This window comes from Nocardioides aromaticivorans, assembly GCF_013408525.1.
Lineage (GTDB): Bacteria > Actinomycetota > Actinomycetes > Propionibacteriales > Nocardioidaceae > Nocardioides > Nocardioides aromaticivorans.
Map to the genome: position 1 here is coordinate 2,156,987 of NZ_JACBZM010000001.1, position 12,822 is coordinate 2,169,808.

The window sequence follows — 12,822 nt, forward strand, 5'->3', positions numbered from 1 at the left end:
CGGATCAGAAGGTCTCTGTCAGGGCGTCGAGGCCATCGGGGCCTTCGGGTTTCGCTTCGACGGTCGCTTCTTGGCTGGGGCGGGTGGTGGACCTGGTGTCTCCACCCACAGGTGGGTCAGTTGGAACGGCGATTCGGGAAAGGCGCGAGTTAAGGTGTGAACGAGTTCGTGTAGGGGCGCCGTCGATGTCCCGTTCAGGGACACGGGTGGGACGGCGTTTGAGTTGGCAGCAACGTTGACGTCGGCGATCACGCTTCGAAGGGCAATTCCCTCGAGGTATCCAACCATCGCTCCAGCCCGTACGTACTTTCCGTATTGCCACCCGACGTCGATGAAGCGGGACATGCCGTCGGTGACGTAGCGCTCGGTGAAGTTCCAGCTCTTGGTTGGCTGTCCCAGACGTTTGCACTCAATGACAAAGGCCTTCGCAGACAGCAGCGGGTCAGGGCACTCGTGGTCGATCAGACCGCACTGGAAGTCGGGGATCTTGTTCTCAGCCGTTCCACTCGCGGTCGTGGGGCTTGGCTGATTTCGTGATTCCCACATGACCGGAGTGTCGAGCGCTGCCAGGCCTGCGATTCGGCGGTTTCGATTGGCGCGCAGGACGCACTCGTACAAGAGTCGGTTGAGGTCGGGTTCGGTTCCTCTCGCACCTTGGGCGGCGAGGAGGTGCAGTGCGTCGCGGAATACGTCCAGAATCAGGGCAACGTGGCGATCCCAGAGCGAGAGTTGGGACAGACGAGGCCGGCCCGTCGTCATCTGGACAGCTCCATCGCCTGCAGGAGCGCGACCTCGGCATCCTCGGCTGCAGCGGACGCCGACCAGAACCGCTCGCGGTTCCTCTTGATGATCACCATGCTGGTGTCGGTTGTGATCCGAATCGTGGTGTCGGCACCCACCGGCGTTGCCTCGCCGAGGGCCAAGTCGTCGGGCAGAAGAGACAGCACCTCGTCCCACTCGGCGCGATCGCGGTACAGCGTCGACGGCGGCTCGCCGCTGTAGGTCTCGAAAACGACCGCAATCAGGTCGCGTGCAGGTGCCGTTGCGATTCGCCAGGTGAGAGCGCCATCAGGTGCCAGACGCGCGTTCCACGACTTGAGGAAGCGTGCCACGTAACTTCGAAGCGGCTCGCTCTGTATTCGCTCGACATCGTCCGCGATGCCGCTGGTCTTGTGTGGTGCCGCTGCTCGACGTGATCCGAAACGGTCGGCTCGCGCGCCCGCGAAGCCCAGCAGGTATTGGTGGAAGTCGGTGACGATCGACCTCTCATCGTCAGACATCTCGAACAGGTCGAAGACCGCCTCATCGAGGTCCCTGAGCGTCGGCGGAAGATCGGGGTCGACGATGTCAGTCAGGAGGCCGGGCCGAGTGCCGTCGCGTTCGAGCGCATCGACTGCCTTGACGATCCGTCGCGTGACCTCGTTGTGGGCGTCTGGCAGGTGAACTGGTGTTCCCTTGATGTCACTCGCCAGCACCGAATCGTGCCACAGGCCCCACGATCCGCTGCGCATGAACATGCTGTACCGCCCGAGCGACGACAACAAGGTTGCCCAGATGACCTTCGCCTTCCATGCAGGCAGATTGCCCATCGGCAGGCAGTACACCGGATGCCGAAAGGACATCTCGTCTGTGACGAGGCGGGATCGAGGTCCGAATCCGACGCGGATGCCACGCTTGACGAGGATCCGCTGACCAGAATAGAGACGTTCGTCCGGCTGTCGCTTGACGCCCTTCGGGGGCGGTTCAAAGGATGCTTCGGTCAAGGGCCCCCACGGTTCAAATGACTTGAGCGAAGGAAGCGAGGCCAGGTACTCAGTCGGCTTCTGGGGTCCTCGCTGGTAGCCCCAACCGGCGTTCGGCTGAGCGGGAAGGAAGTCGGCAACGGTGTCCTCGAGTTCGAGACGTGACATCAAGGCAGCGTCTCGGTGGCTACCCCAGGCGTAGACCTTCCAGAGGTAGTCGCGCTGTGCGAGAGCGTGCTGGTCGACCCAGCGACGGTCGACGGAGGCGAATGACATCGACCTGGAGTAGGTGAGGGGCGCACTGGGGCGGACGGTTCGAAATGCAACGGGTCGCTTGCGTGCGGTGGATGCGGCCTCGAATGAGACAAGCAGGAACGGTGCGACTGCTCCGTCGAAGAAGGTTCGCCGCGCCGAAGAGAAGTTGAACACTGAAACTAGTTGAACGCGGTCTAGGAACTGGTGACGAAAGCGCTGAGAGGTCTCGCGGGTGTTGTGGAACGCCGTCGCATTCACCAGGAGGGCTGCTCTGCCGCCGCGTCGCAGCAGCGACAAGCTGCGCCACAAGAACAGTTGGGATGGGTTGCGGTCCCCGACAGCAAGTCCATTCTCGCGTGCCCAACGGTCGGCGAGACTGGCCGGCCCACGGGCAGGTTCGTTCCACGGCGGATTTCCGATCACGATGTCGAACCCAGCGTCAGTTGGATCCAGTTCGCGGTGCTCCGCGTCCGAGCGTCCTCCGGCAACGAGCGTCGACACCGAATCGTCGAAGGCATCCGCTACCCGGAGTACTGGGCGTGTTGCACCCCCTTCAATCAAGCGTGGCAGTGGGCCAGCATCGCGAATGTCGGGAGGTGACTGATAGCTCAAGTAGGCCAGGTACAGGCTAAAGGCTGCAAGCCGAACCGCTTCTGCGTTGATGTCGATCCCCGCCACCCGAGTGAGAAGCAGCTCTTGCAGTTCGGCAGTCGTCAGTCTGCGTTCCCGTCGGGTCATCTCCCACCGCACAATGCGGCGGTAAGCCTCGACAAGGAAGATCCCCGATCCACATGCCGGGTCGCACACGGTTGGATTGTTGGCCAGCCGATCCGCCGTGAGGACCTGAGACGTGACGAATTCGACGAGAGGCTGGGGCGTGTAGTGAGTGCTCTGGTCATCGTCACTGTCGGCGCGGTAGAACCGCTCGTACATGCCGCTGATTAGCGCAGTTGGTACGACACTGAAGTCATAAGCCCACAAGAACAGCGAGCTTTGAGTGTCGACACCTTCGCCGCCAAGCATCTGCTGGATCAGGCGCAGGTGTTCGGTCGTTACGATGTCAGACTCCAGGTCGTCGACCTTGAAGAGGTCGCCATTGAAGTCCTTGGCCAGCGCCGCGAAGATCGCGAACGTCAGCGAGCGATTGGACAGGCACGGGATGAACGAGCTCTGCGCACCGAAGTTCTCAACAGGCGACGCTCTCGTGAGGGCAGCAGTCCAGGACTTGCGGGCGGCGGCGATCGATTCGAGGTAGGTGGGGACGACTACGCCGCGATCCTCCAGGTAGCGGATGAGAATAACCCGCTCGATGAGTCCGTGAGCGACGGACCTGGCCAGGCCACGGGCCACCAGCGCGTCTGTGGCTGCCTCGACGTCGCTCAGCAGGGTCTCGTCGGCGCCGCCTCCACGCGTGAAGGCAGGCTGCTCGAACAACGAACCTGATTCGACACGTTCGCGATGGAAGGCTGCGAGTTGATGCGCGACATCGGCCGCGCGCCTCACTACGTCCAGCGGCTCTAACGCCGTTGAGTCGGAGGAATCGCGGGGCGGCGGAGATGTGAGCGCGTAGACCTGAAGTTCGTCTCCGGTGGCAAGGAAGAGGCAGCGGGCGCGGCCCAGAGACCACGCGCGACGGTAGGCGGCCACGATCCCGTTCGTGTCGGTTCCGTCGGGAATCTCGCTGAAGACGACAACCGGGTCGTCGCCGACGAAGAAGATCCGGTCAGCGCCGACCCTGGTTCCTAGCATCAGCCACTCGCCGAGTGCTTGCCACGACTCATCAGGGGTCTCGGAAGGGTCGGCAGTTGGTTTGAACAGGTGCCCGCCACGGAAGTCGAGGCCGTCGTAGGCAGCCTCTAGGAGTTCGCGAGTAGCGGTGGCGAGCTCAGAGCCGGACATGCGGGAATCGGCGACCAGCGCCTTGCTCGCTCAAAGGAGCCGGCTGCCAGTGCAGGACAGGTCGGCAGATGTCCATGGAAGGGAAACGTACATGAACCCTCCGACGCGGACTCTCTGGCGCGCCGTCCTATGCGTGCTCGACTGCTGAATCAGTGGCTAGATGACCTATCTGACTACGAATCGCTGTGCCCTTGTAACCCGTCTCAGCGCCGCCGCGTGCCACGTCGCGGCGGCTGGGGGCAGTTGGCGTCGCGCCGCTTGCGCACAGTGCCCTGCGACTGCGGCGAGGTCGCTACCTGCTGGCTGGTGTCGATCGGAAGGTTGAGGCGGGACACGATCCGGTAGCGCAGGTCACGGGCCGGGCTGTCGCCCAGCGGCTTCTCGGCGACCAAGCTGCGCGTCGTGCCGCCGATATCGTGACCGTGCTCGTGGGCTTTCTGCAGTATCGCCGCGGTGGCTGCCCAGTCGCCCTGTTCAAGCAGTCGGGGGTCGAGCTCGCGAGCCAGCGGAGCCCAGCGCTCGGCTGGGGTCTGCTCGGCCGTCGCCGCGAGCCGTGCGCGAACCTCGCTGCTCTTGTGCAGCTCGGCCAGCGCCGCCTTCCGCGGGTCGGCATCCCAGCTCTTGACCGCGTCGCGCAGGTCCCGGCGGGCCTGCATCTGGGAGAGCTGCAGGCGAGCCCGCACCTGGTTCACGCCCGGCTCCCAAGCGCGGCTGGGCCGCGCCGACAGGATCCTCATGGCGGCCACCCGCGCCTGCTCGGGGGCGAGGTTGTCCAGCCGCTCGGTGAGCAGCTGGTCACCCAGCGATCGGAAGGCCGGCTGGCCGCTGGCTACTGCGGCGGTGAGCGCTGCGGGCCCGTGCTGGGCGAGCAGGTCGGCGGGGTCGAGGCCGTCAGGGAACCGGGCGTAGCCGGGGTCGATGCCGTGCGGAGTGAGCATCCAGAAGTCCCGCTCGGCCGCGACCTGGCCGGCGAGGTCGGCGTCGGTGGCCACGATCGGGTCGCGGCCGACGGCGGCCAGCTGGGCGGCCTGCTCGTCGGTCAGCGACGTGCCCAGCGGCGCCACTCCGACGTAGAGGCCGGCGCTGGCGATCGTGACGGCGACTGCGTCCATCGGACCCTCGACGATCACCGGTACGGCGCCCTCGGCGAGCAGCTCGTCGACGACGCCGAACAGTTGAGCGCCCTTGTGGAACAGCGGGGTGTCGGCGGTGTTGAGGTACTTCGGGCCGCCCTTGTCTGCGTCGGTGAGGTCGGGTCGGCGGCGGCCGACGAAGCCGAGCACCTCGCCCTGGTGGATCACGGGGAACATCACCCGGTCGCGGAACCGGTCGATGAGACGGCCGGTGCTGGCCTCGGTCGCCACGCCGGTGGCGAGCATCTCGGTGTCGCTGACGCCGCGGCCGCGCAGGTGGTCGACCAGGTTGGTCCACCCGGCCGGCGCCTGCCCGGGCCGGAACCGCTCGTCGCCGGCGAGGTCGACGCCGAACCGGCCGGTGAGGTAGTCGCGGCCCCACGAGTCGGCGAATCGGGCCTCGAAGAACGCCTGGGCCATGTCGTTGATCTCGAGCATGCGCTCACGCGAGACGGGGGAGGACTGCCACTCCTCGGCTCGCTGGTACATGAGCCGGAGGTCGGCGTCGGTGGGTTCCAGACGGGTGCCGCCCAGGTCGCGGATGTAGGCCGACAGGGTGAGGTCGGGTTCGACGTACTGGTCCTCGTCAGCCGCCTCGAGCGCGTTGACCTGGTGCTCGTCGTGCTGGTCCTCGTCGACCGGATCGTGCTCCGGGCCGGGGTCCTCCGTCAGCGGCCACGGGACGTCGTCGGGGTGGTCGACGAACGCCACCGGGTCCGGATCCACGCCCTCCCACAGGTCGGCCGGCGGCTCATCGAAGTGGACCTCGTGCGCGTGCTCGTCGGGGGCAGTCTCCAGCGCGATCGAGGTCCGCCAGACCAGCGCCTGGCACTCGTCGACGCCGTCCCAGCCGTCGCTCGGCATCGCCCGCCCGGCACCCAGCAGCTCGTCGACCTGCCAGCCGCGCTGAACGCCGTGGTCCACGTTGGAGACAAGAGCGGGCCACCAGGTGCTGGCCTGGATGCTCGCGGCGCGCTCGGGACCGAACAGCTCCGCCAGTCTGGGAGTCCACTCGGTGGTGACGCTCTCGCCGTGGGAACCGTCACCGATCTGGGCGGCGACGGCCGGGGTCAGCTGACGGGCCATGCGCCACCACACGGCCGCCGCGGCGTGCTCGTCGGGCAGCGGGCCGGCCGGGTGGTCCGGGGCGGTGGCGGTGCGCAGCAGTTCGTGGGCGGTGACGCCGGCGCGGGACATCGCGGCGAGACGCTCGGCCAGCAGCGGGGTGAACTCGTCGTCGCGGACCTGCGGCGCCAGCGAGTAGAGCAGCTGGCGCCATTCCTTGAGCGCCGGGGTGTGGTCTCCGGTGACGGACTTGTTGAGGCGCCGCTGCCAGGTCGCGGAGATCTTCTGCAACTGCGGCGCGCCGGTCGGTCGCCGGTCGTCGCCGGGGACCTGCATGGCGGCTCGCCAGACCTCGACGTCGGCGATGGTGGCGGACTCGGGGCGGATGCCGTTCTGGGCCCACACCGGCAGCGCACCCTTGTCGGCCTGGTCGGTCGCGCGGGTGCTCACTTGGTCGGCGAGCTCGGTGACCAGGTGAGTACGCTGGGCGAGGTAGGCGCCCCAGTGCGGGTCCTCGGCCAAGCGGGCCGGGACTGCGGGCATCCAGGGCAGCGGGCCGGCGCCGGCGTTGCGCAGGCCGGAGGCGTCCAGGCGCCAGTCGACGACCGCGGCGCGGTCGTGTGCGGTCTCCAGCTCGCGGTCGCCGGCGGCTGCCCGGAGCGCGTCGACGGGGTTCTCTCCGGCGGCGCCGAGCAACAGCAGGTGGGCCCGCAGGGTCGGCCACGCCGCCTCTTCCGAGAGCCCCGGGACGAGCGTCTCGACGGTGCTGTCGAGCGCGTCGACCACGTTGAGCGTCGTCCCGTCGGCCGCGGTGACGGTCTCGTGGCGCAGCAGGTCCTCGGCGGCGACGTAGAGGCTGTCTAGGTAGCGCTGGGCGGCCTCGCCGAGCCGGGTGGCCGGGTCGGCCTGCTCGCGGATGAGGCTGGTGGCGGACCGCTGGGCGTCGTCGCGGGCCAGCATCGACTCGAGGATGTCGGTGGGGGTGAGCGGCCGGACCAGCGTCGGGTGGATCACCGAGTGCGGGTCCCCGTCGCCGACGGCCTCGAGGTAGACGTGGTTGGCGTGCGCGCCGCGGGTCATCATCGTGTAGAGCTGCTGGCGCGACTCGGTGCCGGTGGCCAGGCCGTGCATGGTGTCGGCGGTGACGCCCTGAGCGGTGTGGACGGTGCACGCGTAGCCGAGCTCGGTGGATCGGGCGACGTAGTCGGCGGGCAGCCGCACGGTGCGGCCGTGCTGGGTGTGCTGGACGGTCAGGTCGCCGCCATCGTGGATCTCCAGCACGTGCCAGCGATCGCCGTTCTTCACCCAGTCGGTGGCTGAGGTGCGCAGCCGACGGTCGTTCTCGCGGGTGATGATCAGCTCGCCGATCGAGGCCTCGTTGCCGTCGCCCAGCCGGCGCACCGGTCCGAGGCTGGCGAGGTCGGCCGGGTCGAGCCCGTCGAGCCGGTGGGCGCGTGCCTGCTGGTTCAGCTCGCTGACCAGGTCGCGGGTGGGGGCGAGCATGATCGAGTCCAGACCGGTCGCGCGGTCGGCCTGCCAGGCGGCGAAGACCTCCTCGGTCATCGACGCCAGGTCGCCTACGTGGACCCGGCCGCGATCGAGGTAGAAGCCGAGCGCCTCGGCCTTGCCCACGCGCAGCGCGAGCGAGGCGGCACCCTCGGCGGGGTCCTTGAACCGGACGAGATCGGTCAGCTGCAGCGCCCCGTGGGTGGCGCGGATGTCGCGCAGCACGCCGCCGGCGCCGATCGCGGAGAGTTGCTGGTCGTCGCCGATCAGGCGCACGCTGCCGCCACGCTCGAGGATGTAGGACACCGCGGCGTCGAGGGAGAGGGTGTCGGCCATCCCGGCCTCGTCGATGACCACGAGCGTGGAGGAGTCGATGCCGGCAACCCACGCGGGCATCGCGGCGCCGGGCTCGCGGGCCTCCTGCAGCGAGTGCGTGAGCTTCGCCAGGGTGTCGGTCTGGGTGTCGATCTGCGAGCGCAGCGCGTCCGCGGCCGCGGCCGACGGTGCGAGCCCGATGATCGTGCCGCCGCCGTCAGCCCACGCGCTGGCGAGCGCCCGCATCGCGGTGGTCTTGCCCGATCCGGCGGGCGCGATCGCGAGCTGGAGCCGTGCCCCGGAGGTGGCCATCTCCTTGACCAGGGTGGCCTGACCGGCGTTGAGGGTGATGCCGTTGGCGGTCGACTCGAGCAGCGCCAGGTCGACCGAGTCGGTCGAGACGGCGTATCCGTCGTGGCGGCCGGCGGCCGCGACCAGGCGCTCCTCGGCGCCCAGCACCTTGCTCGAGGTGAACAGTTCGGCGCCGCTCTGGGTGTAGACCGATGCGCCGTCGGCGCGGCGCAGCTCGGCCGGCTCGCTGATCGTGTCCACCTCATGTTCGGGGCGGGCCATGCTCACCGAGCGTCCGTCGAGGACCTCGCTGACCAGCAGGTCGACCACCTTGGCGACGCGGTTGGTGGGCACGTTGGCGCCCCTGACCTGCCGCTGTGCCTCGGCGTAGACGTGCCAGTACTGCCAGGTGCTGCGGCCGCCTTCCATCGTCGACACGATTCGGTCGGTGGTCGTGGCGAACCACGCGGAGTCGGCCAGGGACCGCGCCGCTGCCTTCGGGTTGAGGGCGCCGTGGACCATCTGCTCGACTCGCTGAGGGGTGCCGAGGGCCTCGACGGCCTCGCGGTTCCAGGTCTCGCGCTGCTCGGCCAGCGAGCGCGGCTCGTGCTTGGCCTCGCGGGTCTCCAGCGTTGCCTGCTGGGACAGCTGGATGGTCTCCACCGGCGTCGGCGGCCGCCCGTGGGTGGCCTGGAAGGCAGCCGCGAGGACCTTGCGGCGGTCCTCGACGCTGGCGCGGCGCTTGGAGAACCGGCGGTTCAGCTCGGGATCGACGCCGACGATCTCGCGCACCGGCCGCTTGCGGGCGTCGCCGCCATCGATGCCGTTGGGGCGCTCGTCGAAACGCACGCCGAGGGCGTCGACCAGGTGCCGCTCGAGCGCGGTGTTGTAGGTCTCCGAGGCCGAGACGACCGCCTTGTGCAGCGGCCGGCCGTCGATCGCCAGCCACTTGCCGTCGAGGGTCTGGACCTTGTTCGCCACCGCGACGTGCGTATGCAGGTCAGGGTCGCCGACGCGGGAGTCGCGGTGGGTGAACGCTGTGGCGACCAGGCCGCGGACGTCGACCTGGCGCACGCCGTTGGTGCCGCGGCGGGTGAACAGCGCCTTGGACTCGATGAAGTCCAGGGCGTCCTTGATCGCCGCCTGATGGGCTCGCTCGATCACCGCGGCGGTCTTCGGGTCGGCGATCGCCCACAGCACCGAGACGCTCTTGACCGGCGAGAAGGTCAGGTCGTAGCCGGCCACCGCGTTGGTCTTAGGGCGGGAGTGCTTGGCGATCGTGGCGGCCAGCTCGCGGGCGTCGGCGGGTTCGCGGCCGTGCTCGGCACGGAAGAACTCGGCCGCGACCTCGGTGCGGACCTTGGCCCGATCGGCGGCGGGGACCGGCCAGTCGCCGGGCAGCCCGGCGGCCTCGTTGAGGGCGGCGATGCGCTTGGCGACCTCGATCCGGAACGGGCTGATGTCGTTCTCGTAGACCTTGTACGGCGTGCCGAGCTGGCGGGCGGTCTTGTAGTCAGCCTCGGTCGGCCGGGCGACGCCGCCACCTTCGATGGGGCGGCCGATGCGCAGGTCCAGATCCTTGGTCCGCTGGGTGGCCAGCGGGTGTTGACCGGAGCCGAACAGGCTCTGCATGTGGTCGGCGGTGACGATGTCACCGGCGTCGAGGCCTTCCAGGCCCTCCATGCCCGAGCCGACCCACACACCGGGGGTCTCACCCTTCTCGGTGTAGTAGCTCGCCAGCCCGGTGTGGCCCTTGTCGGTGGCATCCAGCGCTGCGACCTGGCGGGTCAGGTAGTCGTACCCCGACCCCGCCGTCAGCTTGTGGAGGCTCATCGTCACGGTCCCCTACGTGAGCGAGGGCGCGCGGTGCGATCACTTCCGGCCGGACTTCTGGTGTGTTCTTTCTATTCTGCGGACCGAGAATGCAAGAGGTGTGTGGCACTTGGAAGGTCGCGGAAATCTGGGGGGACGCTGAGGGGCGTCGGTGACGGTGAGGTCGTCGGGTTCGGGCTGGCTGGGGTGGATGGGTCGGGCTGGGTTCTGGCTGGGCTGGTTCGGGGGTCGAGGTCGTCGGGTTCGGAAGTTTCTTGGCCGGTGGTGATCGCACGGGCACCGGGATTTGTCGTAGGTGACTGTCAGAGTCCATGTCGACACGGAGTGAGGACCGGATGAGTCAGCAGACGATCAAGCAGCAGGCGCGGCGTACGGCGCGGGAGATGGCCGAGAAGCGGCGCAAGGAGCGCGAGGAGCGCGAGCGCCGGGTGATCGACCTGGCCGAACAGGTCATGGTCGCGATCGGTCAGCGGGACGCGGCGGTGGCCGAGACCGAGAAGCGCGCCGGTGAGGCGCTGCGGGAGTTGACCGAGGTCGAGGGCCTGTCCCTGGGCGAGGCCGTCGAGTGGTGTGGCGAGACGGTCACCGTGCGGGAGGCGACGCGGCTGCGGCGGCTCGCCAACGCGGACGGCGAGCCGAGCCGCGACGTACGCGACGACTCGGGCGACGACGGCGCGGCGCTGGCGTCGGCCGGGAGCGGGGGAGCGGGTGCCGGTTCGTCGGCTGGATGACGCCGGCCCCGCGGCGGTCGCGGCAGCGATCGCGGACCCGGCGGTGCTCACGCGCTACCGGGCGAAGGTCGCCACGGTGCCGGGCAGTGAGTGCCTGTGGTGGACCGGGGCGGTGGCCGGTCGCTCCGAGCGGGAGCGCACGGACGGCGGTGGCCATGGCCGGTTCTGCTACGCGCCGGGGCGGGTGATCATCGCCCACCGGTTCGCGTACGCAGTCATGCACGGCGTTGACGCGCTCGCGGAGGCGCGGCTACTCGGGCACCGCTGCCACAACCCGCTGTGCCAGCGGATTGCACCGGACCACGTCGTGGTGTCGAGCGCGGCGCAGAACCGCCGTGAGTGGTCGGTGCAGCGGCGGCTGCCGTACAGCCCGCTGGCCGACCCGCGCGGCCCGCGTCGACGCGCGCGGGAACTGCGCGACCTGACGCGTGAGGATCCGCAGCTCGTAGCCGAGGACCTCGCTCGGCTCCAGGAGCTGCTGGGCGAGCAGCTGACCTTGTGGTGACGCCCGCCCCAACACAGAAGGACGCCCGCAGCGATGAGCGCTGCGGGCGTCCTTGCGGTCAGAGTGGGTCAGGCGGGTTCGCCGTCGAGGAGCCGACCGAGCGTCTCCCACAGGTCGAGGTAGCCGTCCGCGTCCTCGGGTGCCTGCTCGGCCCACCGGGCGTGAAGGTCCCGGATGCGGTCGAGCCGGTCCAGGCGGTCGGGCAGCGCGGTGCGGGCAGCGGCCATGAACTCCACGTCGGGCGCGTGCTCGGGAACCTCATCCCCGCGTGGGTACGTCTTGAACCCGAGCCGCTGCCATTGAGCACCGGCGTAGGCGACGAGGATGTTGTCCGGGATCAGGGCGTCGGCGGCGGTGGCGCGGATCTTGTCACCGGCAGGAATCCAGGGGCCGGGGGTCGCGAGGGCCTCCAGCGCACGCAGCGCGGCGTCGTCGTCGCTCATGCTGGCTGGTCCTCCCGGGCGGTCGCGGCGGCGAGGTCGAGCCGCCCAGCGGCAGCGGTGGCCACGGCGGTGATCCGTGCGGCGAGCGCGCGCAACTCGGCGGGCGTGCCCTGGATCGCCACCACGTCGTCCCCGGCCAACGTCAGGACCGGCTGGCGGTGCTCACCGGCTCCCACCCAATCCTCGCCGGGGGTGAACACCTGGACGCTGGTCTCGCGGGCGGCCAGCCACTCGATGTGCGCGCTCACGGAGTCACCTCGGCGGGCGCGGTGCCGATGAGGCGGCGGAACGCCTGCACGTCGGCCTCGAGGGAGAACAGGCGGCGGCGGTGCTGGTCGTTCTCCGTGCCGACCTCGGTCAGGACCTGGGCGAGGCCGTCGAGGAACGCCACGACGGCATCGGCGGTGACCGTCTCGCCCATCGCGGTCCACGGCTTCGGGACGCGGCTGCTGGCGGCGTACGGCATCGCCATCATGGCGGCGACGATGCGGCGCTGGTCGCGCTCGCTGATCACGGTGCCGGTCGGCTTCGGCTGGGTCTGCTCGGTCATCACTGCTCCTGTTCGGTGGTGCGGGTGGCGTACTCGGCGTGCAGGGCGTCCAGCGCCGTGGCGACGCTGGACAGGGCCGCGTCCAGGTGGGCGCGGGCGGTCTCGGGGGTCCACCGGCGCACGTCGCGCAGCCGGTGCTCGATGACGATCAGGTCGCAGGCCGTCTCGCTGAGGGTGTGCCGGTCCTTGGCGCTGCTCGCCGCGATGTCGGCGGGGGTGGCGGTCGGCTGGCTCATCGCAGGACGTCCTCGACCGCGCGGCGCTTGGCCTCGTCGAGCGTCGCGGTGCGCATCCCCCAGCGCTGGCCGTAGCCGCCGTCCACGTCGGCGTAGAAGCCCGGCGCGAGGTAGGTCGTGCAGTCGCCGGGCGTGATCCGGATCAGGTAGGTGCGCCCGTGCGCGTGGACGCTGGCGGTGTGCGCGGTCCAGCGCCCCGGCCATCGGTTGTCGGCGTCCACGGCGTGCCACTCGACCGCGGCGGCGTCGGTCGGGCTGTCGGTCTGCTCGCGGGTGGTGGTCGTGTCGGTCATGGCTCCTCCTTCGGTTGGGCCGGTG

10 protein-coding genes are annotated in these 12,822 nt (G+C 69.4%); 2 read left to right on the forward strand and 8 right to left on the reverse strand.

The genetic code is table 11. The annotated features are described in order from the left end of the window. Positions 1-18 precede the first annotated feature (18 nt). The 3 genes from BJ993_RS10125 to mobF form a co-directional block, all read right to left on the reverse strand. A complete protein-coding gene (locus BJ993_RS10125; protein WP_179648660.1) occupies positions 19-759 on the reverse strand; it encodes a hypothetical protein in 741 nt (246 codons plus the stop codon). Then, positions 756-3,896 carry an HsdM family class I SAM-dependent methyltransferase gene (locus BJ993_RS10130; protein ID WP_179648661.1) on the reverse strand — a complete coding sequence of 1,047 codons (3,141 nt, stop codon included), beginning with the start codon at positions 3,894-3,896 and terminating at the stop codon, positions 756-758. Before BJ993_RS10130 ends, BJ993_RS10125 begins: the two co-directional genes overlap by 4 nt. A 203-nt stretch (positions 3,897-4,099) precedes the next feature. Beyond that, positions 4,100-10,039: a MobF family relaxase gene (gene mobF, locus BJ993_RS10135; RefSeq protein ID WP_179648662.1), complete on the reverse strand. Its 5,940-nt coding sequence runs from the start codon at positions 10,037-10,039 to the stop codon at positions 4,100-4,102. Between the two features lie 335 nt (positions 10,040-10,374). Between mobF and BJ993_RS10140 the strand changes: the two genes are divergently transcribed. Beyond that, complete coding sequence (locus tag BJ993_RS10140) at positions 10,375-10,770, forward strand: hypothetical protein (RefSeq protein ID WP_179648663.1); 396 nt, start codon at positions 10,375-10,377, stop codon at positions 10,768-10,770. Then, positions 10,748-11,275: a hypothetical protein gene (locus BJ993_RS10145; RefSeq protein WP_179648664.1), complete on the forward strand. Its 528-nt coding sequence runs from the start codon at positions 10,748-10,750 to the stop codon at positions 11,273-11,275. The genes BJ993_RS10140 and BJ993_RS10145 overlap by 23 nt, the downstream gene beginning before the upstream one ends. 68 nt (positions 11,276-11,343) lie before the next feature. On the opposite strand, the gene BJ993_RS10150 is transcribed toward BJ993_RS10145, so the two are convergent. The 5 genes from BJ993_RS10150 to BJ993_RS10170 are packed head-to-tail and all read right to left on the reverse strand — an operon-like array spanning position 11,344 to position 12,797. Beyond that, positions 11,344-11,718 carry a hypothetical protein gene (locus BJ993_RS10150; protein WP_179648665.1) on the reverse strand — a complete coding sequence of 125 codons (375 nt, stop codon included), beginning with the start codon at positions 11,716-11,718 and terminating at the stop codon, positions 11,344-11,346. Continuing rightward, a complete protein-coding gene (locus BJ993_RS10155; protein WP_179648666.1) occupies positions 11,715-11,966 on the reverse strand; it encodes a hypothetical protein in 252 nt (83 codons plus the stop codon). The genes BJ993_RS10150 and BJ993_RS10155 overlap by 4 nt, the downstream gene beginning before the upstream one ends. Then, the gene (locus BJ993_RS10160; RefSeq protein ID WP_179648667.1) at positions 11,963-12,268 is read right to left on the reverse strand and encodes a hypothetical protein; all 306 of its coding nucleotides are present in this window, start codon (positions 12,266-12,268) and stop codon (positions 11,963-11,965) included. Before BJ993_RS10160 ends, BJ993_RS10155 begins: the two co-directional genes overlap by 4 nt. Continuing rightward, on the reverse strand, positions 12,268-12,504 hold the full coding sequence (locus BJ993_RS10165) for a hypothetical protein (RefSeq protein ID WP_179648668.1): 237 nt from the start codon (positions 12,502-12,504) through the stop codon (positions 12,268-12,270). Before BJ993_RS10165 ends, BJ993_RS10160 begins: the two co-directional genes overlap by 1 nt. After that, a complete protein-coding gene (locus tag BJ993_RS10170; protein WP_179648669.1) occupies positions 12,501-12,797 on the reverse strand; it encodes a hypothetical protein in 297 nt (98 codons plus the stop codon). Before BJ993_RS10170 ends, BJ993_RS10165 begins: the two co-directional genes overlap by 4 nt. Positions 12,798-12,822: the final 25 nt, after the last annotated feature.

Bases quoted from the DNA above. Each gene is read 5' to 3' on its own strand.
- BJ993_RS10125 (WP_179648660.1), bottom strand. From the start codon at position 759: ATGACGACGGGCCGGCCTCGTCTGTCCCAACTCTCGCTCTGGGATCGC.
- BJ993_RS10130 (WP_179648661.1), bottom strand. From the start codon at position 3,896: ATGTCCGGCTCTGAGCTCGCCACCGCTACTCGCGAACTCCTAGAGGCT.
- mobF (WP_179648662.1), bottom strand. From the start codon at position 10,039: ATGAGCCTCCACAAGCTGACGGCGGGGTCGGGGTACGACTACCTGACC.
- BJ993_RS10140 (WP_179648663.1), top strand. From the start codon at position 10,375: ATGAGTCAGCAGACGATCAAGCAGCAGGCGCGGCGTACGGCGCGGGAG.
- BJ993_RS10150 (WP_179648665.1), bottom strand. From the start codon at position 11,718: ATGAGCGACGACGACGCCGCGCTGCGTGCGCTGGAGGCCCTCGCGACC.
- BJ993_RS10160 (WP_179648667.1), bottom strand. From the start codon at position 12,268: ATGACCGAGCAGACCCAGCCGAAGCCGACCGGCACCGTGATCAGCGAG.
- BJ993_RS10165 (WP_179648668.1), bottom strand. From the start codon at position 12,504: ATGAGCCAGCCGACCGCCACCCCCGCCGACATCGCGGCGAGCAGCGCC.
- BJ993_RS10170 (WP_179648669.1), bottom strand. From the start codon at position 12,797: ATGACCGACACGACCACCACCCGCGAGCAGACCGACAGCCCGACCGAC.